This is a genomic window from Gemmatimonas sp. (assembly GCF_046594945.1).
GTDB lineage: Bacteria > Gemmatimonadota > Gemmatimonadetes > Gemmatimonadales > Gemmatimonadaceae > Gemmatimonas.
Window position 1 is genome coordinate 29,449 of sequence record NZ_JBKJRB010000162.1, and the last position, 23,928, is coordinate 53,376.

The 23,928-nt window shown below is 64.3% G+C and carries 25 protein-coding genes; 6 read left to right on the plus strand and 19 right to left on the minus strand.

All coding sequences use genetic code 11. From position 1 onward, the window contains the following. The first annotated feature begins 39 nt into the window (after nucleotides 1-39). Nucleotides 40-951: a DUF1259 domain-containing protein gene (locus tag ACLL97_RS19360; protein ID WP_411282162.1), complete on the plus strand. Its 912-nt coding sequence runs from the start codon at nucleotides 40-42 to the stop codon at nucleotides 949-951. A gap of 22 nt (nucleotides 952-973) precedes the next feature. Here ACLL97_RS19360 and ACLL97_RS19365 read toward each other — a convergent pair whose 3' ends face one another. Beyond that, the gene (locus ACLL97_RS19365) at nucleotides 974-2,722 is read right to left on the minus strand and encodes a L,D-transpeptidase family protein (RefSeq protein ID WP_411282120.1); all 1,749 of its coding nucleotides are present in this window, start codon (nucleotides 2,720-2,722) and stop codon (nucleotides 974-976) included. A 139-nt stretch (nucleotides 2,723-2,861) separates the two neighbouring features. After that, entirely contained in the window at nucleotides 2,862-3,269 is a 408-nt protein-coding gene (locus tag ACLL97_RS19370) for a hypothetical protein (protein WP_411282121.1), read from the minus strand. Between the two features lie 237 nt (nucleotides 3,270-3,506). Between ACLL97_RS19370 and ACLL97_RS19375 the strand changes: the two genes are divergently transcribed. Together ACLL97_RS19375 and ACLL97_RS19380 are read left to right on the plus strand one after the other, a co-directional pair. Then, nucleotides 3,507-3,743 (plus strand): hypothetical protein, encoded by a 237-nt coding sequence (locus ACLL97_RS19375; protein ID WP_411282122.1) that lies wholly within the window; start codon nucleotides 3,507-3,509, stop codon nucleotides 3,741-3,743. Nucleotides 3,744-3,766: 23 nt separating this feature from the next. After that, a complete protein-coding gene (locus ACLL97_RS19380) occupies nucleotides 3,767-4,288 on the plus strand; it encodes a hypothetical protein (RefSeq protein ID WP_411282123.1) in 522 nt (173 codons plus the stop codon). A gap of 14 nt (nucleotides 4,289-4,302) precedes the next feature. Here ACLL97_RS19380 and ACLL97_RS19385 read toward each other — a convergent pair whose 3' ends face one another. The 9 genes from ACLL97_RS19385 to ACLL97_RS19425 form a co-directional block, all read right to left on the minus strand. After that, nucleotides 4,303-5,862, minus strand: coding sequence for a RecQ family ATP-dependent DNA helicase (locus ACLL97_RS19385; RefSeq protein ID WP_411282124.1), 1,560 nt, complete (start codon nucleotides 5,860-5,862; stop codon nucleotides 4,303-4,305). Between the two features lie 36 nt (nucleotides 5,863-5,898). Then, nucleotides 5,899-6,465, minus strand: a complete 567-nt coding sequence (locus ACLL97_RS19390) for a fasciclin domain-containing protein (RefSeq protein ID WP_411282125.1) — start codon at nucleotides 6,463-6,465, stop codon at nucleotides 5,899-5,901. Nucleotides 6,466-6,571: 106 nt separating this feature from the next. Continuing rightward, entirely contained in the window at nucleotides 6,572-7,057 is a 486-nt protein-coding gene (locus tag ACLL97_RS19395; RefSeq protein ID WP_411282126.1) for a GNAT family N-acetyltransferase, read from the minus strand. A 15-nt stretch (nucleotides 7,058-7,072) separates the two neighbouring features. Further along, the gene (locus ACLL97_RS19400; RefSeq protein WP_411282127.1) at nucleotides 7,073-8,053 is read right to left on the minus strand and encodes an NADPH:quinone oxidoreductase family protein; all 981 of its coding nucleotides are present in this window, start codon (nucleotides 8,051-8,053) and stop codon (nucleotides 7,073-7,075) included. A 5-nt stretch (nucleotides 8,054-8,058) separates the two neighbouring features. After that, nucleotides 8,059-8,505, minus strand: a complete 447-nt coding sequence (locus tag ACLL97_RS19405) for an acyl-CoA thioesterase (protein WP_411282163.1) — start codon at nucleotides 8,503-8,505, stop codon at nucleotides 8,059-8,061. A gap of 14 nt (nucleotides 8,506-8,519) precedes the next feature. Next, nucleotides 8,520-9,674 (minus strand): iron-containing alcohol dehydrogenase, encoded by a 1,155-nt coding sequence (locus tag ACLL97_RS19410; RefSeq protein ID WP_411282128.1) that lies wholly within the window; start codon nucleotides 9,672-9,674, stop codon nucleotides 8,520-8,522. Between the two features lie 50 nt (nucleotides 9,675-9,724). Then, nucleotides 9,725-10,021, minus strand: a complete 297-nt coding sequence (locus tag ACLL97_RS19415) for a MoaD/ThiS family protein (RefSeq protein WP_411282129.1) — start codon at nucleotides 10,019-10,021, stop codon at nucleotides 9,725-9,727. Next, the gene (locus tag ACLL97_RS19420; RefSeq protein WP_411282130.1) at nucleotides 10,018-11,133 is read right to left on the minus strand and encodes a WD40/YVTN/BNR-like repeat-containing protein; all 1,116 of its coding nucleotides are present in this window, start codon (nucleotides 11,131-11,133) and stop codon (nucleotides 10,018-10,020) included. Before ACLL97_RS19420 ends, ACLL97_RS19415 begins: the two co-directional genes overlap by 4 nt. 46 nt (nucleotides 11,134-11,179) lie before the next feature. Next, nucleotides 11,180-11,350 (minus strand): hypothetical protein, encoded by a 171-nt coding sequence (locus ACLL97_RS19425; RefSeq protein WP_411282131.1) that lies wholly within the window; start codon nucleotides 11,348-11,350, stop codon nucleotides 11,180-11,182. Between ACLL97_RS19425 and moeB the strand changes: the two genes are divergently transcribed. Both moeB and ACLL97_RS19435 read left to right on the plus strand, forming a co-directional pair. Continuing rightward, nucleotides 11,351-12,451, plus strand: a complete 1,101-nt coding sequence (gene moeB / locus ACLL97_RS19430; protein ID WP_411282132.1) for a molybdopterin-synthase adenylyltransferase MoeB — start codon at nucleotides 11,351-11,353, stop codon at nucleotides 12,449-12,451. 104 nt (nucleotides 12,452-12,555) lie between these two features. Next, a complete protein-coding gene (locus tag ACLL97_RS19435; RefSeq protein WP_309669700.1) occupies nucleotides 12,556-12,705 on the plus strand; it encodes a lmo0937 family membrane protein in 150 nt (49 codons plus the stop codon). Between the two features lie 44 nt (nucleotides 12,706-12,749). On the opposite strand, the gene ACLL97_RS19440 is transcribed toward ACLL97_RS19435, so the two are convergent. From ACLL97_RS19440 to ACLL97_RS19475, 8 genes are all read right to left on the minus strand, one after another. Further along, a complete protein-coding gene (locus ACLL97_RS19440) occupies nucleotides 12,750-13,319 on the minus strand; it encodes a hypothetical protein (RefSeq protein ID WP_411282133.1) in 570 nt (189 codons plus the stop codon). Between the two features lie 148 nt (nucleotides 13,320-13,467). Further along, the gene (locus ACLL97_RS19445; protein WP_411282164.1) at nucleotides 13,468-14,043 is read right to left on the minus strand and encodes a TetR family transcriptional regulator C-terminal domain-containing protein; all 576 of its coding nucleotides are present in this window, start codon (nucleotides 14,041-14,043) and stop codon (nucleotides 13,468-13,470) included. 95 nt (nucleotides 14,044-14,138) lie between these two features. Beyond that, on the minus strand, nucleotides 14,139-15,884 hold the full coding sequence (gene ggt, locus ACLL97_RS19450; RefSeq protein WP_411282134.1) for a gamma-glutamyltransferase: 1,746 nt from the start codon (nucleotides 15,882-15,884) through the stop codon (nucleotides 14,139-14,141). A 106-nt stretch (nucleotides 15,885-15,990) separates the two neighbouring features. Then, nucleotides 15,991-16,257, minus strand: a complete 267-nt coding sequence (locus ACLL97_RS19455; RefSeq protein ID WP_411282135.1) for a DUF4242 domain-containing protein — start codon at nucleotides 16,255-16,257, stop codon at nucleotides 15,991-15,993. A gap of 48 nt (nucleotides 16,258-16,305) precedes the next feature. After that, on the minus strand, nucleotides 16,306-21,024 hold the full coding sequence (locus ACLL97_RS19460; RefSeq protein WP_411282136.1) for a serine/threonine-protein kinase PknK: 4,719 nt from the start codon (nucleotides 21,022-21,024) through the stop codon (nucleotides 16,306-16,308). Further along, nucleotides 21,021-21,605: an ECF-type sigma factor gene (locus ACLL97_RS19465; protein ID WP_411282137.1), complete on the minus strand. Its 585-nt coding sequence runs from the start codon at nucleotides 21,603-21,605 to the stop codon at nucleotides 21,021-21,023. The genes ACLL97_RS19460 and ACLL97_RS19465 overlap by 4 nt, the downstream gene beginning before the upstream one ends. A 131-nt stretch (nucleotides 21,606-21,736) precedes the next feature. Further along, nucleotides 21,737-22,333, minus strand: coding sequence for a hypothetical protein (locus ACLL97_RS19470; protein ID WP_411282138.1), 597 nt, complete (start codon nucleotides 22,331-22,333; stop codon nucleotides 21,737-21,739). 235 nt (nucleotides 22,334-22,568) lie between these two features. After that, the gene (locus tag ACLL97_RS19475) at nucleotides 22,569-23,090 is read right to left on the minus strand and encodes a hypothetical protein (protein WP_411282139.1); all 522 of its coding nucleotides are present in this window, start codon (nucleotides 23,088-23,090) and stop codon (nucleotides 22,569-22,571) included. Between the two features lie 170 nt (nucleotides 23,091-23,260). Between ACLL97_RS19475 and ACLL97_RS19480 the strand changes: the two genes are divergently transcribed. Next, a complete protein-coding gene (locus tag ACLL97_RS19480) occupies nucleotides 23,261-23,917 on the plus strand; it encodes a L,D-transpeptidase (RefSeq protein ID WP_411282140.1) in 657 nt (218 codons plus the stop codon). The last annotated feature ends 11 nt before the right edge of the window (nucleotides 23,918-23,928 follow it).

Below are 23,928 nucleotides of genomic sequence, written 5' to 3' on the forward strand. Positions count from 1 at the left end.
CCGACACGAAGTGTGACCGCCGTGCTCGGCACCCTGCTTATGGTTGGCGTGGTCAGCTGCAGCTCGGTTCAGCGTGAAACGATGTCTTCCCGCGCCGCGGCGCCCGACTGGAAGACCGTCGATGTCGCGATGGGCCGCGCCGGCCTAGCGCAGCCGGGCGACGTGCATCGGTACAATTTCCCGCGCAGTGATTTACGCGTTGTCGTCACCGACCCGCTTGGCGACGTCGTGCTCCGCCCCGCGATGGCTCTGGGGGGCTGGATCGCCATGCACGGCACGGGAGCCGACAACGCCGTCATGGCGATGGGCGACCTCGTGGTCACCGAGACTGAACTACCCGCTGTGATGTCTCGCCTGCAGCAAGGCGGCATCGAGCAGACCGCCGTGCACCACCATGTGATACGCGAAACGCCGCGTGTGCTGTACCTGCACGTCAGTGCGCACGGTGACGCGGTCAAGATCGCCGAGACGGTGCGGGCCGCGATCGCACTCACCAGCGCGCCCGCGCCCGCGCCGGCCCCGCCCGCCCCCGCCCAGAGCGCCGGCGCACCGCGCATCGATTTGGATACCGCAGGCGTGGAAAAAGCACTCCGATACACCGGTCGCACGAATGGCGGCGTGTATCAGGTGAACGCGCCGCGCCCGGAGACCATTCGCGAGCGAGGCATGGTCGTGCCGGGAGCAATGGGCTTGGGGACCGTGATGAACTTCCAACCCACTGGCGGCGGTAAGGCGGCAATCACCGGCGACTTCGTGCTGCTCGCGACCGAGGTAAACCCGGTGATTCGTGCGCTGCGTGGCGCGGGTATCGAAGTGACCAGCCTGCACAACCACATGCTGAGCGACGACCCGCGCCTGTTCTTCATGCATTTCTGGGCGAACGGCGACGCGGTCACGCTCGCACGCGGCCTGCGTGCCGCGCTCGACAGCACAGCCCTCCGAACGAATTAGCGCGAACGTCGGCAATCACGAATCACTCCTGTACGAGCTTGCGCAGCGCGTCGAGACTCTGCAGGGCACCCGCCGTCGGTGAAATGCTCGACGACACCGCCTTCACGAGGTCAGCGTCACGGCTATAAAGATCATTGCCGAAGTACAGCTGTCCGTCGCGCTCGTAGGCCGTCGCGTACACGATGTACACGGGAATCTTCTTCGAGAGCCTCGTGGATTGGTTGTCCCCCCCCTGCTGCATCGCGGAATCGACGCGCGCCGGCTCCCAACCCAACGCCCACTGCGCCAGTTCGTCCGGTTTTTCCAGACGAATGCAGCCGTGACTGAACGCGCGCACATCCTTCTCGAACAGGGCGCCGTCGGGCGTGTCATGCAGGTAAATGTTGAACTTGTTCGGGAACATGAACTTCACCAGCCCCAACGAGTTCTTCGGTCCCGGCTTCTGCCGGATGCGAGTCTCGCCACCATCCTTGAAGTATTCCAGGTCGTTCGATTCCATGTACTTCGAATCGGCCGCGATCTTGGGGGCGGTTTCCTGCGCCTGAATATCCGGCGTGATGTTCCAGAATGGACGAAATACGACCGTTTCCATGGAGTCGGCGAATACCGGAGTGGTCTTGCCATCGAATTCCTCGCCGACGATCACCTTCATGTCGAGCACGCCGGTCGAGTCGTGGGCTTCGAGCCGGAAGGCAGGGACATTCACGATGATGTAGCGTCCCGCGAACGATCGCGGCATCCAGCGATAGCGCTCGAGATTTACGGCGATCTGCGCCAGTCGGTACTGCGCGGTGACGTTCAGCGACGCGACGGTTTCCGCGCCGAGCATGCTGTCCACCGCAATGCCGTGCCGCGCCTGAAAGTCGGCCACGAGCCCAGCGAGCCCCACGTCGTACGCGTTGGCACCAGCGGTGCTCCCGGCCACGCTTGGCGAGGATCCGAAGCCCTCGATACGCAGTCGCTCGCGCAGCGCGGCGAGTCGGCGTGGGGTGTCCGTTTGACGCGGTTTTAGCGCCTTTCCTGCGGGCACCAATCCCCAACCGCCCGCGGCAACGATGCCGCGGAAGGTCACCAGCGACCGGCGCAGTTCGTCGTACTCGGGGTCGCGCGGACGCATGCGCGCGATGGCCGAGTCGAGAAGCGGATCGCGCAAACTGCGAACCACGGCGCTGTCGATGGACTCGTGGCCCACGGCGATATGCCAGTCCTGTTCGATCGACTTGGGGTCGACCTGCCCGATCAACAGATCTTCGGCGAGCGCCACGTAGACCGAGGTCAGGAGTACGTCAGCGCTCGCCAGCTGGGAGGCCGTGGCCTGCTTCGTATTGCGGACCGCGCCTACCGTGGTGACCAATTCCTCCAGCGGATACGCATCGAGATTGAGCGCGTCGGTGCCGGCATCGACGACGGCACGCAACAGCGCCTTGCTCCGCGCCTGATTGAAACCGTCTTCTTCCAGCCAGAGCGGCACGTTGCCGTAGGTCGCGTAGAGCTGCTGCATGTTCTTCCAACGACCGGCGGGTATCGTTGCCGGCCGAGTCGTGAGCTGCGCTTGGATCGACGACGTGACCGCGCTCGATGGCACGCCCATTACGATATCGCCACGGCTCGGCGTCCACCCCTGTGCGACGTCCGGTTCTGAGCGGCGGCCCTTGCAGCCGACAACGAGGAGCAACACCACAGACCACGTGCGGAGATTGCCGTGCTGACGTGTGGTAAAGCCACGTGCTCGCCGCACCGTGCTTCCGTTCCCCATGCTCCACTGTGCCACGCCGTGCCTCCCGTAATGGATAAACGCCTGCGAACAGACCCGACCTTTGCCGATGCCGCGGCGGGTGCGAGAGAAGGGCCACCGCGAGGGCGGTGACACGGGACGAAGCCAGCAATGATGAACGCTGCTCAGCAGATGTTCATCGATACAGCTGCGCAATGACCTGCTCCAATAGCGTGCTCGGTACGTTGCTGAAACGCAGACGTTCTGTGCCCGGGCTCACGATGGCGCGGCGCTCCGTGCCGTCGGGCATCCGGTAGTACACGTACTGTGACTCACCAAACGGTGTGATGCGGCGCACCGGATATCCGTTCCGCCCGAAGATATCGCCCAGCACCGTTGCGCCTTCGCGCGTGCCGTAGCGCTTCTTGTACTGACCGGGAGGCATGCCGCCGGGCTTCTTGGCGAGACCTGGCGGTACCTGCTTCACCGCGCGCTGACCGCTCTTGGCTTTGCCTTGGCTCGCTCCCTGCGCCTGCGCTGTGGTGCTGGCTACGCTGAGCGTAATCGCCGAGAGCGTGATGAGCTGACGAATGGACTGCCGCATACTGGACCTCCTGAAGAGAATATCATCTCAGGTTGATACATCACCCGAGTGACAGACTCATACACCGCAGCTTTCGAGCCAGCTCAGCTTTGCCGTTCACGCCGAGCCCAACCGCCACGCAGCACCTCGGGAAACGCCGATCCATCGCGCTCCCGGTTCGCTTCGCTCACGCCCGGCACCGGCAGGAGCTCACGCGAATTACCCGCCATCCCATAGCGCAGTTCGTATATTCCCTCAATGCACGACACGTCCGTTGCCGCAGTACAGGTGGTCCAAGACGCTCTGCGACGCCAGACGCCGCTTGAGCGTCTGCGAGCCACACTTGCGCTGAGCGAATCGATGCGGGCCGTCTCGCTGTCCACACTGCGCCGACGGTATCCTGACAGATCCGTGATCGAGCTCGTGGAGTTACTCGCCGGTGAATCGCTGTTGCCGGCGGCGCGCCATGGTCCCATCGTGGTTCGATCCACGTGAGTCTCGAGAGTCTTGTTCAGTTCTTGAGTCGCGCGCTGAACTACGCGGGTATCCCGTTCATGCTGACTGGGTCGGTCGCCGCCGGCTATCGTGGCGCGAGCCGCGCAACGATGAACGTGGACGCCGTGATTGATCCAACGGCGCCTCAGCTTCGCGATTTCCTCCAGTGTGTTCTCGACGCCGGATTGTATGTGTCCGAAGAGGCGGCGAGTGATGCACTCGCGTTTCGCGGGATGTTCAACGTGGTGGATCCCAACACCGGCTGGAAGGCCGACCTGATTGTCCGAAAGGATCGGACATTCAGTGAAGGGGAATTCGCTCGCCGTGAGTTCGTCCACTTTCTCGGGGTCGAGCTCGCCGTCGCCACCCTCGAGGATATCGTGCTGTCGAAGCTGGAGTGGGCCACCCTCGGCGCCTCGTCACGCCAACTGGAAGACGTGCGAGCGCTGCTTCGAATCAATGAGGGCGACGTTGACATGACGTACATCGAACGCTGGGTAGACGTGCTCTGTGTGCGGCGCGCGTGGGAGTCCGTACGCGCGTAGCCACTGCGTAGCGCTCAACCGCCACGCAGCACCTCGAGAAACGCCGATCCATAGCGCTCCAGTTTCGCTTCGCCCACGCCCGGCACCTGCAGCAACTCACGCGGGCTACCCGGCCGACGCGCCACCATCTCGAGCAGCACCTTGTCGCCGAACACGATATACGCCGGCACACCCGCGTCGTCGGCGAGTTCGCGTCGCACCGCGCGCAATCGCTCGAACAACTCGCGCTCAGGGTCGTCGAGCATCGCAGCATCGGGACCGCGCGACGTGCGCCCGCCGGTGGGTACGGCCGCGCGTCGACCACGAGTGGTGCCGACCTGAGACTCCACCAGTTCCGCAATGCGCTCGTCGGCACGATGTCCGGTACACACATCGCACGAGCTCCCGCACGACGCGATCGCTTCGTCGAAGTGTGCCACGAGCGCCTGATGGCGACACCGCGAGCGTTCCACGAGATCGAACAACGCCACCGTCGCGAGTCGCGTCCGCTCGCGCACCTGCTCATCATCGAGATTGTCGAGAAAGCGTTCGTGCAGCTTCACATCGGCCCACGAATAAAACATCACGCAATCGCTGGGCAGTCCGTCACGACCGGCGCGGCCGATCTCCTGATACCACGACTCGATGTCCTTCGGCATGTCGCGATGGATCACGAACCGCACATTGGACTTGTCGATCCCCATCCCGAACGCCACCGTGGCCACAATCACGTCGATGTCGTCGCGCTTGAACAGTTCCTGATTGCGCGCCCGCTCCTCCGGTTCGAGACCGGCGTGGTACGGCAGCGCACGGACTCCCTGCGTGGAGAGAAACTCGGCCGTCTGATCCACCCCTTTGCGGCTCTGGCAGTACACGATGCCGCTCTCACCGTCGTGGGCACGAATGAGGGCCAGAATCTCCGCGCGCGTATTACCGCCCTGCCCCTTCTTGCGCGTGGCAATCTGTAGGTTCGGCCGGAAAAACGAACCCTTGAAGCCAGCTGGCTTGCGCATGCCCAGCTGTCGCAGAATGTCGAGGGCAACCCGACGGGTCGCGGTGGCCGTCAGCGCCAGTACCGGCACGTCAAGCTGCTCCTTGAGCCCCTGCAGCCGACGATACGACGGGCGGAAATCATGCCCCCACTGACTGATGCAGTGGGCCTCGTCCACCACCAGCAGCGAGATCGGGCAGTCGCCCACGAACTCGCCGAGGTAGCCGTCGAGGGCCTCGGGGGCGAGGAACACCAGTTCATATTCGCCCGCGCGAAACGCGTCCATCCGGGCGCGGCGTTCGTCGAAGTCCAACGTAGAGTTGATCGCAGTCACAGAGAACCCGAGACCGGCGACGGCATCCACTTGGTCCTTCATGAGCGAGATGAGCGGCGAGATCACCAGCACCGTCCCCTCGAGCAGTCGCGCCGGAAGCTGATACGTGAGCGACTTTCCCGCGCCCGTGGGCATCAAGGCAATACAATCCTTGCCGGCCAACACCGCGTCGATGACTTCGCGCTGTCCTGGACGAAACGCATCGAACCCGAAGACATCGCGGAGGACGCCTTCGGGAGTACGAGATGGGGAGGAGCTTTTCGTGTGCATCCTCCCCATAACGTAATCAAGCGAACTGCTCTCGGACTACTTAGCCGGCAGCAAGACGTGGTCGATCACGTGGATCACCCCATTCGACTGCTTCACGTCGGCGATGGTGACCGTGGCCACCCCGCCCTTCTCGTCCTTCACCACGACCTTCTTGCCCTGCATCATGGCCATCAGCTTGCCACCATTCACGGTGGTCAACGTGGCCGTCCCCTTGCCGGCCTTGATGGCCTTCACGATCGCCTTGGCGGTCATATTTCCGGCGACCACATGGTACGTGAGCACTCCGGTGAGTGCTGCCTTCATCTCGGGCTTGAGCAGGTTGTCCACCGTGCCGGCGGGCAACGCGGCGAACGCCGCATTGGTCGGGGCGAACACCGTGAATGGACCCTTGCCTTTGAGCGTCTCGACCAGTCCGGCCGCCTTCACGGCAGCCACGAGCGTGGTGTGATCCTTGGAGTTGACCGCGTTGTCGATGATATCCTTGGTCGGATACATCGCGGCGCCGCCCACCATCTTGGTGCCAGCCATCATGCCTTGCGCCTGAACGGCAGCCGGCAAGGCGACCATGGCGGCAACGACAAACATCTTGAGTGCGCTTTGCATTGAACGGTCTCCGTAAAGTCACGTTGAGGTGGCAGCCGTCGCGGCTGCGTTGTGCGAGGGATACGCCTCATCGCGACTATCGGATTCATACCACGCACGACCCGTACTACAGGTCGCGCGTCAGCTCGATCATGGTTTGCCGAAAGCCGTGACGCAAAAACAAACGCTGGGCACTTTCGTTGCGCGCGGCGGTCGAGAGCACCAACTGCGTGGCACCAATCTGCTGGAGTGCCGCCGTCGCAGCGTTCAGCAGCAACCCACCTACGCCGCGCCCGCGATATCCTGCGTCGACGATGAGATCGTGCAGTACGCCGGCCGGACCACGCAGCGCCATGTAGTCCACGCCTTCCGTAATCCCCCACGCGTAGCCGCACAGGTCGCCATCGTGCACGGCCACGAGCACAACGGTATTCGACTGGCCGAGCTGACGACCGAGGTACGAGGCGTACCCGCGCTCGGTTTGCGACGTGACCGCCATGAAGCGCGCGCGGTCGAAGTCGTGATGCGTCTGCATGAGCTGCACAGCCAGACGGCCGAGAGCCGGGAGATCGGCCGGCGTCGCGGCGCGGATGATGACGGCGGTTTGAGCCAAGATGGGCCTCTATGATCAGTGCGTTGCGACGACCACAACCTTCCCTACCACCCGTCGCTCCAGCATGGCGCGCAGCGCCGACGCGCTCTCATGGAGCGCGTACCGTGCGCTTACCACCGGCGAGATCGTGCCGTTCACCACCCAGTCCATCAATTGCGAAAGATGGCGCGCATTCGCCACCGGCTCGCGTTGCTCGAACGATCCCCAGAACACACCCACCACCGACGCTCCCTTCAGCAGCGGCAAATTGAGGGGCAGCGACGGAATCGCTCCACCGGCAAAGCCGATCACAAGGTGGCGCCCACCCCACGCGATGCTGCGGAATGCGAGCTCGGTGAGGTCACCACCCACCGGATCACAGATCACGTCCGGTCCAAGCCCGTTGGTGATCGCTTTCACACGATCTCGCAGCGATTCGGTGGTGTAGTTGATCACGTCATCGGCGCCATGCGTTCGGCACAGCGCCAACTTCTCGTCGGTACTGGCGGCGGCGATCACGCGCGCGCCGAGCGCCTTGCCGATCATCACGGCGGCCAGTCCCACTCCGCCGGATGCGCCGAGCACGAGCAGCGTTTCCCCTTTGGCGATCTTCGCGCGATCGATCAGCGCGTGCATCGCGGTCCCGAAGGCCAGCGGCAACGTGGCGGCAACCTCGAACGACAACGATTCAGGAATTGGTGTCGCGGACGACGCCGGCGCACACAGTCGCTCGGCGAACGCGCCCGTTCTGGTGAACACGACCACTCGCTGCCCGACCTGCAGATGGCTCACACCGGGACCGACCGCGCTGATCACGCCGGCGGCTTCGCCACCGGGGGTAAACGGTAGCGGAGGACGGACCTGATACTGCCCCATCACCATCAGCGCATCAGGAAAGTTCACTCCGGCCGCATGCACCTCGACGACGATCTCGCCGGCCGCGGCAACGGGATCGGGGACGGTTTCGACGGTGAGCGTTTCTGGTTGGTCGAAGGAACTGCAGATAACCGCGCGCATAGAAATCAGCTGGTCGAAGACGACATGGTTGATGCAGGCGACACGCGTAGGGTCTCGAGCGCCTGCCGCATTGTATCAGGAATAGCCACCGACGTGCGTGATACGCGGTCAACATACACATGCACGAAGTGGCCAGTGGCCGCTGGCGACTCGTCGTCGTTGCGAAAGAGCGCCAACTCGTAGCGTACGCTCGATCGTCCGAGGTGGACCACCCGGATACCGGCGGTCACACGATCGGGAAACGTGATCGGCGACGCGTACCGGCATTGCGTTTCCACGACCAGACCGATGGCCGCGCTGCCGGTGATGTCAAGCACTCCGCGCTCAATGAGCCACCGGTTCACTGCGGTGTCGAAAAAACTGTAGTACACCACGTTGTTCACGTGACCGTACACATCATTGTCCATCCACCGCGTGTCGAGCGCGGTCAGGTGCGCATAGTGTGCGCGCATCTCGGTCGTGCCGGTCACAATGCCTCGCGGTAGAGGGCGAGCGCCTGGTCGTAGTTGACGTCGCGGGGATTGTTCACCAACAGCCGCTGCACCTTCAGAGCGTCTGTCGCGAGCCCCGGAAGGTCAGCTTCGATCACGCCCACCTCACCGAGTGTGCGCTCGAGACCGAGCTCACCCACGATGGTGGCCATCGCATCCACGAAGGCGCGTCCGCTGGCGCTGCGATGCCACGTGCGCTCACTCGCCCGTATAGCATCCGACAGTTCACGGTACGACGCCTCGGCCTCCGGAAGATTGAATTCGAGTACGGGCAACAGCACCAGCGCATTGCTCAACCCGTGTGGCACGTGAAACTGTCCGCCAAGCGGATACGCCAGCGCATGTACAGCGCCCACCGGCGCGTTGGCGAAGGCCATACCAGCCAGCATCGATCCCTGCAGCATGGCGCGACGCGCCGCGAGATCAGCGCCGTGCTCGATGGCCGTGCCGAGGTGATCGGAGAGCAGCCGCAGCGCGCGCATGGCGAGCGTATCGGACAGCACGTTCTTGCGATGACGGCTGGTGTACGCCTCGATGGCGTGCACCATCGCGTCGATGCCGGTCATGGCGGTCACCCGCTCGGGAAGTCCCACCGTGAGCGTGGCATCAAGCACCGCGACATCGGGATACAGCACACGCGACACGACGCCCTGCTTCTCGCCGCTTGCCGTGGTCACGATCGCAATCGGCGTGACCTCGGAGCCGGTGCCCGCCGTAGTCGGCACCTGGATCAGTGGCCAACGCGGCCCAACGGCCAATCCGACGCCGTACATCGCGTCGAGTGATTTTCCGGAGCGGGACAGCAGGGCCACGAGCTTGGCGACATCGAGCGAACTGCCTCCCCCGAAGCCAATGACGCCGTCAGCCTGCGACGCCAGGGCGATCGCCACGGCCGCCTCCACGCACGACGCGGGCGGATCGGGCAGCACGTCGGCGAACACCGTGACGTCGAATCCCATCGTGCGAAGCGACGCGAGCATCGGCTCGAGCAGCCCCGCGTTGACGAGGCCACGATCGGTGACCACGAGCGGACGATTGACTCCGAATTCACGGATCAGATCGCCCAGCCGCTCGCTCTCACCGTCTGCGCAGATCACTCGCGGCGTCGTTTCGAAACTGAAGTTGGACATATCCAACGTTAGCCAGCAGGCACACACCGAGTAAGGCGCACGGCCACTCGCTACCCTCCAGCCATCGCGCCAACGATCAGCAGTGGCTCTTCCCCCGCGGCCACACTCGGCGGGAGCGGCACGTCGGGCGAGTCATGTGACAGATCGCGTTCGCACGCGAAGAACCGCACAAATGCCCGCCGCTGCTGGGTCACCTGATCGCGAATGGTCCCGCGCAAGGCGGGATACTGCGATTCCACGACATCGAGCACGCGGCGGAGGGTGACCTCGCCGTGTACCGGCACCGCGATCTCGGCGCCGACCTGCGCCAAGACCCGCAACGGCGATGGCAACACGACACGGATCATGGCAACGTCTGGACTTCGACCGACAGTACCGCCGGCAGATCGTGCACGATCGTATCCCAGTGATCACCCGAATCACTCGACACGTACACCTGACCGCCGGTGGTGCCGAAGTAGATGCCGCAGGAATCGAGCGTATCCACCGCCATCGCATCACGCAGCACATTGACATAGCAGTCCTGTTGCGGTAACCCGTCGGTAAGCGCCTCCCACTCATCGCCACCGGTGCGACTGCGATACACGCGTAGCTTGCCGTCGGGCGGGAAGTGATGTGCATCGCTCGTGATCGGCACCACGTAAATCGTATTCGGTTCGTGCGCGTGCACGGCGATCGGGAAGCCGAAATCGCTGGGCAGATTGCCGCTCACCTCGTGCCACTGATCGCCGCCGTCGTCGCTCCGCATCACGTCCCAATGCTTCTGCATGTAAAGGCGCTGCGGATTGGACGGATGCATGGCAATACGATGCACGCAGTGCCCCACTTCAGCGTCCTCGTCGGGAATCTGACCCGACCGCAGCCCCTTGTTGATCGGCGTCCACGTGACACCGCCATCGACGGTCCGAAAGGCGCCGGCGGCTGAGATCGCGACGTACATGCGGTTCTCGTCGGTGGGATCGAGCACGATCGTATGCAGGCACATCCCCCCCGCGCCCGGCTGCCAGTGCGCACCCGATCCATGTCCGCGCAGCCCGGATAATTCATGCCAGGTTACACCGCCATCAGCGGACTTGAACAAGGCCGCGTCTTCGGCACCGGCGAATACGATGTCGCGATCCGTGAGCGACGGCTCGAGATGCCAGATCCGCTTGAACTCCCACGGATGTGGCGTGCCGTCGTACCACATGTGCGTGCCGGGCAGGCCGTCATACGCGAACGCGTTGCCCACCGGCGCCCACGTTGTGCCGCCGTCGTCCGAGCGTTGTATCACCTGTCCGAACCAGCCGCTCGATTGCGACGCATACAAACGATCGGGATCGACCGGCGAACCCTTGAGATGGTACATCTCCCATCCGGGAAAATGTGGACCATCCACCGACCAGGACTTCCGGGCGCCATCCGACGTCAGGATGAAGGCACCTTTTCGCGTGCCCACCAGTACACGAACTCGGCTCATCGCGTGCTCCTCGCTTGCAGAGACAATCGCAAGTATACGGGTCGTCTCAGGAATCGGCACGATTGCGATCGGCAGCGCCCGTGACCAACGTGTGTTTCAGGTTTGACTCCACTTCCTCCCGGAATTCATCGTGGACGTACCAGCGCACCGCCACGCCCGTCCCGACACCGATCTCCCGCCGCTCAGCGCCGACGAGCTTCATCGGTATAGTAGACACTTGGCGCTCCCGGGCGTCGGGCTCGAAGGGCAGCAGCGGCTCAAGGCCGCACGCGTGCTCATCGTCGGGGCTGGCGGACTGGGCTCGCCCACCGCGCTGTACCTCGCCGCCGCTGGCGTCGGAACCATCGGCTTGGTGGACCACGATGTCGTGGACGTGACGAATCTGCAGCGGCAACTGCTGCATGGCACGCGGGACGTGGGGCGCGCGAAGCTCGACTCGGCGCGTGATCGGCTGCTGGACGTGAATCCACATGTCCAGCTCGAGCTGCACGCCGTCTGGCTGACGTCGGCGAACGCGCTCGATCTGGTCGGTCGCTACGACGTGATTATCGACGGCACCGACAACTTCAACACGCGTTACCTCGTGAACGACGCGTGTGTTTTGCTCCGCAAGCCGAACGTACACGGATCGGTGTTTCAGTTCGACGGGCAAGCCTCGGTGTTCGCGACGGAGCACGGGCCGTGCTACCGCTGTCTGTATCCAGAACCGCCACCGCCGGGCATGGTGCAGAATTGCGCCGAGGGTGGCGTGCTCGGCGTGCTGCCAGGACTTATCGGCACGATCCAGGCAACCGAAACGATCAAGATCATTCTAAAGGTAGGCGAAACGCTCGCCGGGCGTCTGCTCATGATCGACGCACTCGCGATGCAGTTCCAATCGGTCACAATTACGCGCGATCCGAACTGTCCGGCGTGCGGCACACGCACGCTCACGCAGCTCATCGACTACGACGAGTTTTGCGGCGTGGCGGGCCCGGCTTCGGTGGCGACTTTTGAGGCCGTACCGGAAATGACCCCCGCCCTGCTCGCGGCGCGGCGAGCACGCGGAGACGACTTCGACCTGATCGATGTCCGCGAGCCGCATGAGGCGCTGCGCTCCCGGATCGAGTGGTCGCGGTTGATTCCACTCGGCACGCTGGCGAGCGCGATGGCTTCGCTCGACCCCGCGCGGGAGCTGGTCGTGATTTGCCGCAGCGGTACGCGGAGCGCCGATGCCGTGCGCCGGCTGCAGGCGGCTGGCTTCCCTCGCGCGGCGTCCGTGGCTGGCGGGATGCTGCGCTGGCGTAGCGAGATGGGACACGACGACGGGTCGTGCTGAGTTCGTGGCACTACCATTGCAGTAGGGATCGCTTTACGGTTCAGCGTCCACACTTGGGTACGCCGACTCGCATCACGACTTGCCACCTTTTTCGGGAACGCACCATGCTCATGACACTCGCCATTATCCTTGTCGTGCTTTGGCTGCTCGGCATGGTCAGCGCCTACACGATGGGCGGACTCATCCATATTTTGCTCGTAATCGCCGTCGTCGTCATACTCGTGCGGGTGATTCAGGGACGAAAGGTCCTCTAACCTCGCGCGCCAGCATCACACCGTACGAGCACGACGCCGCGACATTATTTCAAGCGCTTGGACGTCGGAATCATCACGTGCGCGTACGGTGTCCCCTTCCACATCACGAAGGGGCCTCCGTTGTTTGGATCGGCCGAAATGCCGTTCAACAGCTGCGGGTCAGGAAGAAGCATCATGACGTGCGGCGCTCCATTTGGCAGCCATTGATTGGTGGCCGTCGGAGCGGTCGCGAATGGATCGGTATTGCTCACGGGCATGTCTCCCTGCAGCATGTAGCCGAAACCGACGGCAGTGACCGATGGTTGTTTCTTGTTCATCCACGCGTCGATGAGTGCGCGCCATGGCGCGTCGAGGCACATCGGGGTGTCATTCGGGACGTCCGGCATATCCGGCATGCACACCCAGTCGGTGCTCCCTTTTCGGAGCACGCGCTTGTCGTGTCCCACGACCGTCGCGCCGGCCGCGATTGACGCTGGCGCCGCTCTCAGTGCATTGGCGATAAGCGCGCGATCGCCCGACACCGTGGACGCCGCCGCAGCATGCGTAGCCTGAGCAGCGGCAGCGCTGGACAGGCCAAGCAGCAATGTGCTCGTGCAAATAAGGACGTACTTCATTCGAACCTCCGGTTTTCGGGGGTGGACCTTCAGCCGGGCCGTCTCACGACACGCGGTTCCTATGTGAACCACGCCGCGAATCCCGGACTGCTATCGCGCCGACCATTGAATAGACCGATCGGTCTATTCGTGGCGCCAAAAAAATGAGTCAGTGCTTCGTCATGGCCGTGAAGTAGAAATCCAGTACCGGGTCAAATGGGTGCGAGTTGCGCGCCAGCCGAGAGCGTAGGGCCGCACCTTCCCAGGCGTTGACCAGCAAGTCCGCCATGCCGGTCGTATCCGTTGACGCTGCGATGTCGCCGGTCGTGCGGGCCTCATCGAGGCAGCATCCGATGCCGCCAGAGATTTGGGCAAGACAGCCTTCGATCTTGTGCCGAAAAACCTCGCTCGCGCCCGAAAGTTCTTGCCCGAGAGCGCCGAGGAAGCAGCCGAGGTAGCCCTCGGCGGCGTAGGCGGCCCGGACGCCATCGAAAAAATCACGAATCCGGTCGAGCGGAGCACGCTTCCGATTCGTGAGCGTGGCATGGAGCAGCGCGTGCACGTTTGCCTGATAGCCATCAATCACGTGCAGCGCGAAGTCTTCTTTTGATGCGAAATGGTGATAGAACGATCCTTTCGGCACGCCCGTCGCGGAGAGCACGTCCTGAACGCCCACAGCGTTGTAGCCGCGCGCGAGCATCAGCCCAAGGCCGGCGAGGATGAGTCGCTGCTTGGTTGCATGCATTTCTTCCGGTGCTGCCGCCGCTAGACCGATCGGTCTGTTCACGACCAGAAGGTGCGGGTGCGGGTGCCGACTGTCAAGTGCGGTCGCCGAATCGCTTAGCGCTTTACCGCGCCCGGTGTGCTCGACCGCAGAGGCAGCAGTTCCGACACGGCCGACCCATCTTTGCGGGGATCGGACGCACCGGCGTTGATGCCCGTGGTGTAATTGCGCATCACGGCCTGCCCGGCTCCCATGCGCGTACTCGAATAGTCGCCGCGCATCACGATCTCATGCCCCATCGCGGCCAGTGCCTTGAGCACGCCATCGGCGATGCGCGACTCGAAGTTCACATCGCATCCGGGAAACGTTTCCTTCGTGAAGCGCGGCGCATCGAGCGCGCCCTGAATGTTCATCCCGAAGTCGGCGATATTCGATACGAACTGGGCGTGCGCCTGGGCCTGATTCCAGCCACCCATGATGCCGAACGCGACGCGCGTGTCGCCCTTCTCCATGAACGCGGGGATGATGGTGTGCAGTGGACGCTTCCGACCGGCCAGCGCGTTGGCACTGGCGGGATCAAAGGAAAATCCGGCGCCGCGGTTATGCCACACGAACCCGGCGTCGGCCACGGAAATCCCTGCGCCAAAGCCTACGGTGGAGTAATTGCTTTGAATGAGGGAGATCATGTTTCCTTCTTTGTCCACCGCGCTCAGGTAGGTCGTACCATTGTCGGTGCCGCTGGGTGTGCCCGCGCTGACATCACAGTTCGCTTTCGACGCGTTCACCAACGTCGCGCGCTCGGCGGCATACGCCTTCGAGCGCATCGCGCCTACGGGGATCTTCACGAAGCGCGGATCGCCGTCGTACTGCTGCATGTCGGCATACGCGAGCTTCTTCGCCTCGATCATGTGATGCAGCGCCGACGCCGAGTTGTGACCCATCGTAGCGAGCGGAAACGTCTCCATGATATTCAACATCTCGAGCGCCGCGATACCCTGTCCGTTCGGCGGCAATTCGTACACGGTCCATCCACGATACGTCGTGGAGATCGGTTCCACCCATTCGCTGTCGAACTCGGCCAGGTCAGCGGCGGTCATCGTGCCACCATGGCTCTTGCTGCTGGCGAGCAGCTTGGCTGCCACGGTGCCCTTGTAGAAGGCGGCCGCGCCGCCAGCCGCGATCTGGCGATACGTCCACGCCAGTTCGGGATTGCGGAACAACTCGCCGGACAGCGGCAGCCGGCCGCCAGGCAAAAACGTCTTCGTGGTGGCGGCATCTTCGCGTAGCACCTTCTCGCTGTCCTTCCAAAACACGCTCACCACTTCGCCCACGGGAAATCCAGCCTCGGCGTAGGCGATTGGTTGCGCGAGGACGTCCGCGAAGCGCTTCTTGCCGAAGCGAGTGAGAAGCTTCTCCCAACCATTCACCGCGCCAGGCACCGTGGCCGCATCGATCCCACGCGCTGGCATCGTGACCCGTCCCTTGGCGCGCAGATGCGCCACCGTGAGGCCTGTGGGCGCCCACCCCGACGCGTTCAGTCCGAAGAGTTTCCCCGTTTTCGCCTCGTAGATGATCGCAAACAGATCACCCCCGATGCCATCGTTCATGGGGGCGACGAGCCCCATCATCGCATTCATCGCCACGGCCGCATCGATGGCGTTGCCCCCACGCTCCAGCACCGACGCGCCCACCTGCGACGCCAGCACGCTCTCGCTGGCCACCACGCCTTGCTTCGACGACACCATGGATCGCGACTGCGAGCGATCCTGTGCGCCAGCGGTGCGCGGCACGAGAACAGGCAGGAGTCCCGGCAAGAGCAGCGTGGCGAGCACGATCACGCGGAACGTCGAACGAGCAATCATCGTGCAACTCCGAATAGGGCGGACGAGTCAGGGTTGGCGGGTGCCCGTGAAATATGGGGACCCGCGCGGCGACGGCACCATGCCCCGCCGCCGTTGACGACTGACCCTACATGAACATCGCCGGATTGATCTCGAGGGAGACCTCGGAAATCTTATTCGCAGGGATACCGCTTCGCCGCGCGTGCTCGAGCACCGCTTCCGGGTTCGGCGCGATATACTCGCAGTAAATCTTCCCTTCGGCATCGGACACATAACTCTTCACCCACACCACTTCGGGCATCTCCGCCAACACGGAGTTGGACATGCGACCGGCGGCGGTCAGTTGATCGGCAGTGAGCGATCCGACGTTACGCTCAATGATGTAGTGCGGCATGGTGAGTGAGTGCGAGAGTGAAAAGAGAGCCTACAGGACCGGGAGTCCCTACGATACAACGTGCGCCGCGGCCTGCGGGCTCGCGGTGAGTACCTCGCCCAACGCGACGTCGTCAACCTCCTGCGCGATCCGCACGGCGCGCTGCGTCGCGCTCGCGGCTTCGACGTGATTCCCGAGCGCGCGGTGCGCCCGCGCCATTCGTTCGAACAACCATCCCTCGCCACGAACGTCGCCCAACGTCAGCCGGATGGTCATCGCCGACTGCAGGTAATCGAGTGCGGCGTTGAAACGTCCGCGGCCGATGCACACATCGGCGAGTGCCGAGAGCGCGTGACCAAGCAGCTGTTGCTCACCGCTGGCCGTATTGACGCGCACCGCATCGGTGAGCGTGGTCAACGCCTCATCCCAGCGACGCAGCTTGTTGAGCGACGCGCCGAGGCTGTTCAGAATCAGCCCTTCGTGCACCCGGTCGGAGGTTTCACGGCAAATGCGAAGCGCCGCCTCATACTCGCGCACCGCGTCCGCGTACGCGCCGTGTTGCCAGTGCACAATGCCGAGCGAATTGCGGATCGCCAATTCACGAAGGCGATCGTCCTCGCGCACCGCCAGCACGATCGCCTCTTCGTAACGCTCCACCACGTGCTGGTGACCGGTGTTCAGCTGACGTTCGGCGCGGGCGATACCTTCGACGGCCTCGGCCTCATTCGAGAGACTCGTATGGCGCTGGTGCAACGCGCGCGACTTGATCCATGCCGCGCGCGCCTGCTCCGGTGCCCTGCCGTGTTCATACACACCAGCAAGGCGACGCCACATCAGCGCCTCATTGCGGTAATCTTCGATCTGTGCGAACAGCGTGGCGGATTCGTGGAGGTATGGCACCGACTCTGCGTGACGGTCGAGGGCCACCATCACCTCACCCAGTGAACGACAGCCAAGCGCGATCCCCTCGACGAAGCCTGCCGTTCGGTTCAAGCGGAGCAAATCCTGATACGTCGCGAGCGCTTCCTCGACGCGTCCCTGCTGTAGCTGGATATGGGCAATTGACGTCAGCGAGAATGAGGCGTACACGGTGACCGAGAGATACGCCTCGGTACGACGGAAGAACTCCAGTGCCGTGTCGAGATTTCCCTGTTCGCGATGAATGGTCCCCATCACGTTCAGCAGCGCGCCGTACCGTTCCGGGTGATCGCTGACCTCGGTCCGTTCCAACGAGGCCTCGAGCACGGCCAGGGCACGTTCCAATTGCCCGAGTGCACGCAGAATATTGCCCATCGTGGCCAGATCGCCGGCTTGAGCCCGTGTGTCGCCGGCGGCCCTGCCCAACGCCAAGACCTCTTCGATCTTCGCGAGCGCATCCTCATGACGCCCTTCATGCGAGCGCAAAAAGGCGATGCTGCGCAGTGCGTTCCGCACGCCCTGCGCGTCCGCGCGTTCCCGGGAGATCCGCAACGCCGTTTCGAGTGCGCGATCAGCCGCTTCAAAGCGCTTGAGCAGCGTGTACGCGTCCCCTTGCCGCAGATACACCTGCGCCAGTCGATCGGATGGACCGAACGGTGCAAGCGCGGAAATCAGCGCATCCACGATGGACAGCTGGCGCGCACGCAAGCCGAGCATCTCACTCAGGCGCTCCTGCCGCAACAACGTGTCGGCCAGGAGATCGCGACGTGCGTGATCGTCGGGCAGCCGCTGTACCCAGGCCTCGACTCGCTCGAGCGTGTGCAGCGCGTCGGCGTTCTGACTGAGTCTCATGGCACGATCAGCCGACTGCATGCCATAACGTACGGCATCGGACCAGGCATCAGCTCGACTGAAGTGGTGCGCCAACCGTTCCACATGTTCGTCGAGGCGCGCCGCGTATCGCCGCTCGATGGCGCGACCGACGGCATCGTGCAATGTTGTACGCTGGTGTTCCAGCAAGCTATCGTACGCCACCTCTTCGGTGAGCGCATGCTTGAAGCGAAACGCCGGTTCCGGTACCACCGCGATCTGTTGCACCAGACCAGACGACTTGAGCCGTTCGAGCGAGCGCATGATATCCGTCGGCGATTCCACGACATCTTCCAATACGCCGCGCGGAAACTCCCGCCCGATGACCGCCGCTACGCGAAGCACTTCCGCGGTCTCGGCGTCGAGGCGATCCATACGCGCGCGCAGTACCCCCTGCACGGTTTCCGGCACATGCAGTGCCTCGGAGTCCGCGGCGGCCACCGCCTCGCCGTCGCGCACCGTGACGCTGCCCTCTTCGCGAAGCGCTTCGCACACCTCTTCGAGGAAGAACGGATTCCCACCGGTACGCTCATGCAACCGCGCCACCAGTGACGGCGACATGCGATCGGCCCCGAACACCGCGAGCGCAATCGCCGCCGAGGCCGCACCGTCGAGCGGCGAGAGGTGCAACAGCGTCTGATGCTCGGCGCTGCCCCAGTCGGTGGCGCTATCCGGGCGTGAGGTCACGACCAACATGAGTGGAGCCGCTGGCACGACCTCAGCGAGCTGCCGCAGGGCGGCGCGCGACGCCTCGTCGGCCCAATGCCAATCCTCGAGGAGGAGCAGGGTCGGTGTCGCGCGCGACCCGAGAGTGTACAGCGCCGCGATCGCTTCCAGCATGGCGCCCTGAAAGCGCTCGCCACGCAACACGTCGGGCACCGGATACGCTTCGCTCGGAATCGCCAGCAGGGTGAGATAGAAGGGCAAATACTCTTCAAGCGACCGGTCAATCGCGCGCACGGCGGCAACGGCCACGGCGTGCCGCTCTGGCGTGCTCTGCTCGCGCGGTAGGCCCAGCAGATCGTGCGCGGCGTCGACGAACGGCAGGAACGGTGTGCTCGCGCCATAGGCATCACAACGTCCATCGATCACGCGCAAACCTTGCGCGTCCGCCACACCGCGCAGCTCATGCAACAAGCGACTCTTCCCCGCGCCCGCTTCACCGATGAGCACGGTGTAATGACCCTGTCCGTGTTGTGCCCTCTCGACATTCTCCGCGAGCACCGCGCGCTCCCGGGCACGACCAACGAACGGTGTCAGGCCAGCGCGCACGGCGACATCGAGCCGTGACCGTGCATCGGATTCGCGGAGGACGCGGTGCGGCGTAGCGGGCGTGCTATCGCCCGGCAGTACGACGTGAGCCGAGGGCTCCATGAGCATGAAGGCCGCGATCAGACGACGAACCTCCGGGCTCACCAGAATCGCGTGCGGATCGGCGGCCGCCGCGAGCCGCGCGGCCATGTCGGCGGGCGCGCCGCTGATACGGAAGCGACGATCCCCGCTGCGCAGACGCTGCGCGACGAGCGCCCCTACATGGATACCGGCGCGCAGGCGCAGCGACGCGGCTAATCGGGCGTCGAGGGTCGCGGCCACCTCCGCGACCCGTTCGCGCAACGCCAATGCTGCGCGCGCACCGCGCACGGCATCGTCTTCGTGCGCCGTCGGCACACCGAACAGCATCACGAGATCGTCGCCGGCGAACTGATTGATGATGCCCCCGTTCTGCGTGGCCACCTCGGCCGCCGCCTCATGCAATCGGGCGATGACGCGTTCCGACTCATCCGCATCGAGGCGCTCGACCAGCGCATCCTGCCCATCGATCGTGCAGGCGACCACCGTAACCTGCCGGCGCTCGCCGCCCCGCGTGAGCGCGCTGTCACGACGTTCCACGTGGTCGCGTTCAGGCTCACCAGTAGCAATGCTGGCAGACGCGGCGATGGCCGGCGCTGCCGGCGCCAAGCCGCAGGATGCAATCGCGGCGATGAGCTCGGCGGCATTGGCCACGCGGTCAGCGGGACGCTTGGCCAGCATGCGCCGAATCAGCGATTCCACGGCGGCCGGGACATCGGGGCGCACGCTCGCGAGGGGTACCGGATCAGCGGTAAGCGCCGACACCAGCACGGCCTGATCGCCGCGTCCGCGAAACGGTCGCACACCGGCAAGCATTTCGTAAAACACCACCCCCAGCGACCAGATATCCGTGCGATGGTCCACCGATTCGCCGAAGGCCTGCTCGGGACTCATGTATGCCACTGTGCCGATGGCTCCGACCGTTTGCATACTGGTCACATCGGCGAGCTTGGCGATACCGAAGTCGAGGATCTTGACGTGTCCATCCTCGGTGATCATCACGTTGGCCGGCTTGATGTCTCGGTGCACGATGCCGCGCTCGTGCGCCTTCGACAGTCCGCGCGCGATCTCGCCCGCAATGCGCAAGGCGTCATCGAACGGCATCGGCCCACGGGCGATTCGACGATCGAGGGTCTCACCGTCATAACAGGCCATCACGATGTACAGCAGCCCATCCGCCGTGTCACCGATCTCGTGCACGGTGCAGATGTTCGGATGCTCGATGGCCGCGGCGGCACGGGCTTCGATCAGAAAGCGCTTCTTCGCGGTGACGTCCGCGCTCAGGTGCGCCGACAGGAACTTGAGCGCGATATCGCGGTCGAGCCGTTCATCGCGAGCGCGATAGACCACGCCCATGCCGCCACCGCCAAGCCGCTCGATCACGCGGTAGCGCGAGCCGGCGGGCATGGAGTGTAGGAGCATCGGCGACGGCGTGCGCGACGCGAGCATCGGAGCCATCACATCGTCGATCAGTTCGTCGAGGATACCGCGACGTCCGTGTGCAGTCAGCAGCGCCTCGACGTCAGCCCGCACCTGCGCGTCCGAGCACGTGTCAGCCAACCACGTGCGTCGCGCCTGTGACGGCTGTTGCAGCGCCTTGTGAAAGAGCGCCTCCACCGATGTCCACCCGCCCTCCTGTGGCTCGCTCACGCGCTCAGCTCTCGGTTCAACCACGCCCGCGCAGCGGTCCAATCCCGCTTCACGGTGGCGGGTGACAGGTCGAGCATCTCCGCCGTCTCCTCGACACTCAGTCCCACAAAGAATCGACATTCGACAACCTGACTCTGCCGCGGATTGAGCGCCGATAGGCGCTCGAGTGCCTCGTCCAAAGCATGTAGTTCGTCGGCGCGACGATCGACCGCGGCCAGGGCCGCGTCGGCCGCCCCTAGCGTCTCGGCCACCACTCCACCACCGCGCTTGTCTGCGCGTCGCTGGTCGGCGTAATCGATCAGCACGCGGCGCATGGTACGAGTCGCCATTGCCAACAGATGCTGGCGGTCACGCCACTGCATTCGATCGAGTCCCTCGAGACGCAGATAGGCCTCGTGCACCAGCCCATCGGTTTCAAGTGTATGCCCCTCCCCTTCCCCGGCCAGCTGTCGGCTGGCGATGCCCCGCAACCGATTGTGCAGCAGGCCTAGCACGCGGTGTAGCGCCGACGCGTCACCGTTGCCGGCGTGCTGGAGCAGTTTGGTGATGTCGCCCTGATCGCTCGTGTCCGTGGTACTCATGTCACGTCCGTCGGGAGGAGGAATCGCGCCGTAGCTATACTGCCATGGGAGGCACCGGACGGCCAGCGTCCAGTGCCTCCACTATGCAAAGGCGGAGAACTTGCCGAAATCAGCGCATCGGCGGCCGAATCTCAGTCTTGGAACTGATACTGGCAGCTGACAGCGGGATTCCACGGGGTGAACACCCCGTTGGCGTTCGGCCGCCACGCCCAGATGTGCAGCGCCCAGACGCTCACACCCTGCACGACCAGCGGTGCGAACTCCATCCCGAGGAGGGGCGCCGGCTGGTTCTCCATCGTGCCGTCCGGTCGCGGCGCGACATAGTCGAGGCCAACCAGCTGGAGTGATCCGTCCCGCTGCGGCTCGTACATCAGCAGTTCGGGGCGCTCGAGATCGATGGTATTGTCGACCAGCGCGCCGTTCATGTAGTGGTACGCCTGAGCGCCAGTACCCGGACGCTGCGCGCATCCCACGGGGAACTGCACCGTGTAGCCGGCGTCCTGTGCCACGCTGAATTTGTGAAAGCGCGCCGTGGCATTCCGAGCGGCCGCGATTCCCTGCTTTTGGTCGACGGTCAGGGAGCCGGTCGCAATCTTCGCATGGGCACCGTGGTGGTCGACGAGCGCAGTCGCGGCGGCCGAGGTCGGCTGCGTGGCATCACCGCTGCAGGCGGCAATCAGCGCGCACGCCGACGCCGCGAGGGCCAGTCCATAGGTGTGTCGGGTCATCAGGGAGTCTGGTGAGGGTCGGGAAATGCGGCATCGAAGACGGCCGTATTGGAGAAGGCGGCTTCGGAGCGATTTTCGGCTCACCGTGGCTCACGCGGCGTGAGCCAGCGCTTCGGAGGTCCCTCGCGCAAGCGACTCGTCGGTCGCCAGCGCGTTGCTGACGACCGACGAGTTACGAGCGGCAAATACGATCGGGTGCGGAGGTACCGCGCCCAACCGTACAGCTGGTTCGTGATTACATCGCGCCCATTTTCAGGTCGCCGCAGGCCACGATGGTCTTCATGTCGGTCGGCGACATGTGCACGTTCACGTGATAATCACCGGACGTCGGCGCGGCGATGTTTACCGTGGCCATCGACTTTCCATTCCCACTCGCATCGGCCTTGATCGGCATGTAATCCGTGGCCGGTCCGACGATACCGCCGCCACTCGCGCACGTGCCCGAATGAATGTGCCACGGATGTTCGCCATTCGCCGGCGCCCCGCTGATCGTGACTTCAGCCATCGTGGTTCCGGCCGACGTACCGGCCATTGCCGAGGCCGTGCCGGCGACCTTCGTGCCAGCCATCGACTGGAGCGTGGCGTTCCAGTGAGCCCCTGCCGGCGCCATCATAGCCGTCGAGTCCGCCGAGGCAGCCATGGCATTGCTGCCAGCCGAGTCTGCCACCGATCCCTTGTCCCCACCGCACGCGACCAGCGAGCCGATCACGAGCGCCGCGCCAATTCCCTGCATCGTACGCCAAGATTCAAAAACCATAGAGCCTCCATCCGATGTGAGTAAAACACCAGCCACGGGGCACTGACGTCACCACCGTGTACGCAGCCAACCGTCCCGATGCATAACTCGTGCTTACGCGACGGTCCCCTGGTCGGCGCCTGAGCACGCTCCTTGCCACAAACGGCGGCATTCCCCAACCGGACCCCGCTGTGCCCCAACTCATCCGACTCATCGTCCGCTCACTGGTCTCCATGTTGTGCGTCGGCATTGGCCTCGGCGCATGTCGCGACACCGCGCCCGCCGACCGCAACCGCTCCGCCGGTGCGACCGACAGCAGCCTCCGCGCAGCCGACAGCACCGCGCGCCGATCCGTCGCGGCCGACACCGCTGACATTCGCTTCGAGGTCGACCTCGCCGCCCGCCTGGTCCGCGTGCTCGGTGCGGGCAGCGACACGCTGGCCGTGCATCCGGTGGCGATTGGTTCGACGGAATGGCCCACCCAGGCGGGATCGTGGGCGATCAACCAAGTCGTGCTCAATCCCGAGTGGATTCCACCCGATGAGACGTGGGCTGACGAGCGCGAACCGAGAAAGCCCGGCGACCCGAAGAATCCATTGGGCCGCGCTCAGCTCGTGTACGACATGCCGCGCACGATTCACGGCACGAACGATTCGGCGTCGGTCGGCAAAGCCGTGTCGCACGGATCGCTTCGCGTGACCAACGCCGTTGCACTCTGGCTCGCAACGTTGGTGCTGGAACGTACCGGCGCGAACAACGCCAACACGCTGATTCAGCGCGCCGCCGCCGATCGCTCCGAAAAGCAGATCATCAATCTCACCCGCGTGGTGCCGATCCGCGTGTTCTGAGGTCATGAGCT

What these genes read in the sequence shown, in the direction of transcription:
- ACLL97_RS19360 (WP_411282162.1), top strand. Translation starts at nt 40, where the DNA reads ATGGTTGGCGTGGTCAGCTGCAGCTCGGTTCAGCGTGAAACGATGTCT.
- ACLL97_RS19370 (WP_411282121.1), bottom strand. Translation starts at nt 3,269, where the DNA reads ATGCGGCAGTCCATTCGTCAGCTCATCACGCTCTCGGCGATTACGCTC.
- ACLL97_RS19375 (WP_411282122.1), top strand. Translation starts at nt 3,507, where the DNA reads ATGCACGACACGTCCGTTGCCGCAGTACAGGTGGTCCAAGACGCTCTG.
- ACLL97_RS19385 (WP_411282124.1), bottom strand. Translation starts at nt 5,862, where the DNA reads ATGCACACGAAAAGCTCCTCCCCATCTCGTACTCCCGAAGGCGTCCTC.
- ACLL97_RS19390 (WP_411282125.1), bottom strand. Translation starts at nt 6,465, where the DNA reads ATGCAAAGCGCACTCAAGATGTTTGTCGTTGCCGCCATGGTCGCCTTG.
- ACLL97_RS19400 (WP_411282127.1), bottom strand. Translation starts at nt 8,053, where the DNA reads ATGCGCGCGGTTATCTGCAGTTCCTTCGACCAACCAGAAACGCTCACC.
- ACLL97_RS19405 (WP_411282163.1), bottom strand. Translation starts at nt 8,505, where the DNA reads ATGCGCGCACACTATGCGCACCTGACCGCGCTCGACACGCGGTGGATG.
- ACLL97_RS19410 (WP_411282128.1), bottom strand. Translation starts at nt 9,674, where the DNA reads ATGTCCAACTTCAGTTTCGAAACGACGCCGCGAGTGATCTGCGCAGAC.
- ACLL97_RS19415 (WP_411282129.1), bottom strand. Translation starts at nt 10,021, where the DNA reads ATGATCCGTGTCGTGTTGCCATCGCCGTTGCGGGTCTTGGCGCAGGTC.
- ACLL97_RS19420 (WP_411282130.1), bottom strand. Translation starts at nt 11,133, where the DNA reads ATGAGCCGAGTTCGTGTACTGGTGGGCACGCGAAAAGGTGCCTTCATC.
- ACLL97_RS19435 (WP_309669700.1), top strand. Translation starts at nt 12,556, where the DNA reads ATGCTCATGACACTCGCCATTATCCTTGTCGTGCTTTGGCTGCTCGGC.
- ACLL97_RS19440 (WP_411282133.1), bottom strand. Translation starts at nt 13,319, where the DNA reads ATGAAGTACGTCCTTATTTGCACGAGCACATTGCTGCTTGGCCTGTCC.
- ACLL97_RS19445 (WP_411282164.1), bottom strand. Translation starts at nt 14,043, where the DNA reads ATGCATGCAACCAAGCAGCGACTCATCCTCGCCGGCCTTGGGCTGATG.
- ggt (WP_411282134.1), bottom strand. Translation starts at nt 15,884, where the DNA reads ATGATTGCTCGTTCGACGTTCCGCGTGATCGTGCTCGCCACGCTGCTC.
- ACLL97_RS19455 (WP_411282135.1), bottom strand. Translation starts at nt 16,257, where the DNA reads ATGCCGCACTACATCATTGAGCGTAACGTCGGATCGCTCACTGCCGAT.
- ACLL97_RS19465 (WP_411282137.1), bottom strand. Translation starts at nt 21,605, where the DNA reads ATGAGTACCACGGACACGAGCGATCAGGGCGACATCACCAAACTGCTC.
- ACLL97_RS19470 (WP_411282138.1), bottom strand. Translation starts at nt 22,333, where the DNA reads ATGACCCGACACACCTATGGACTGGCCCTCGCGGCGTCGGCGTGCGCG.
- ACLL97_RS19475 (WP_411282139.1), bottom strand. Translation starts at nt 23,090, where the DNA reads ATGGTTTTTGAATCTTGGCGTACGATGCAGGGAATTGGCGCGGCGCTC.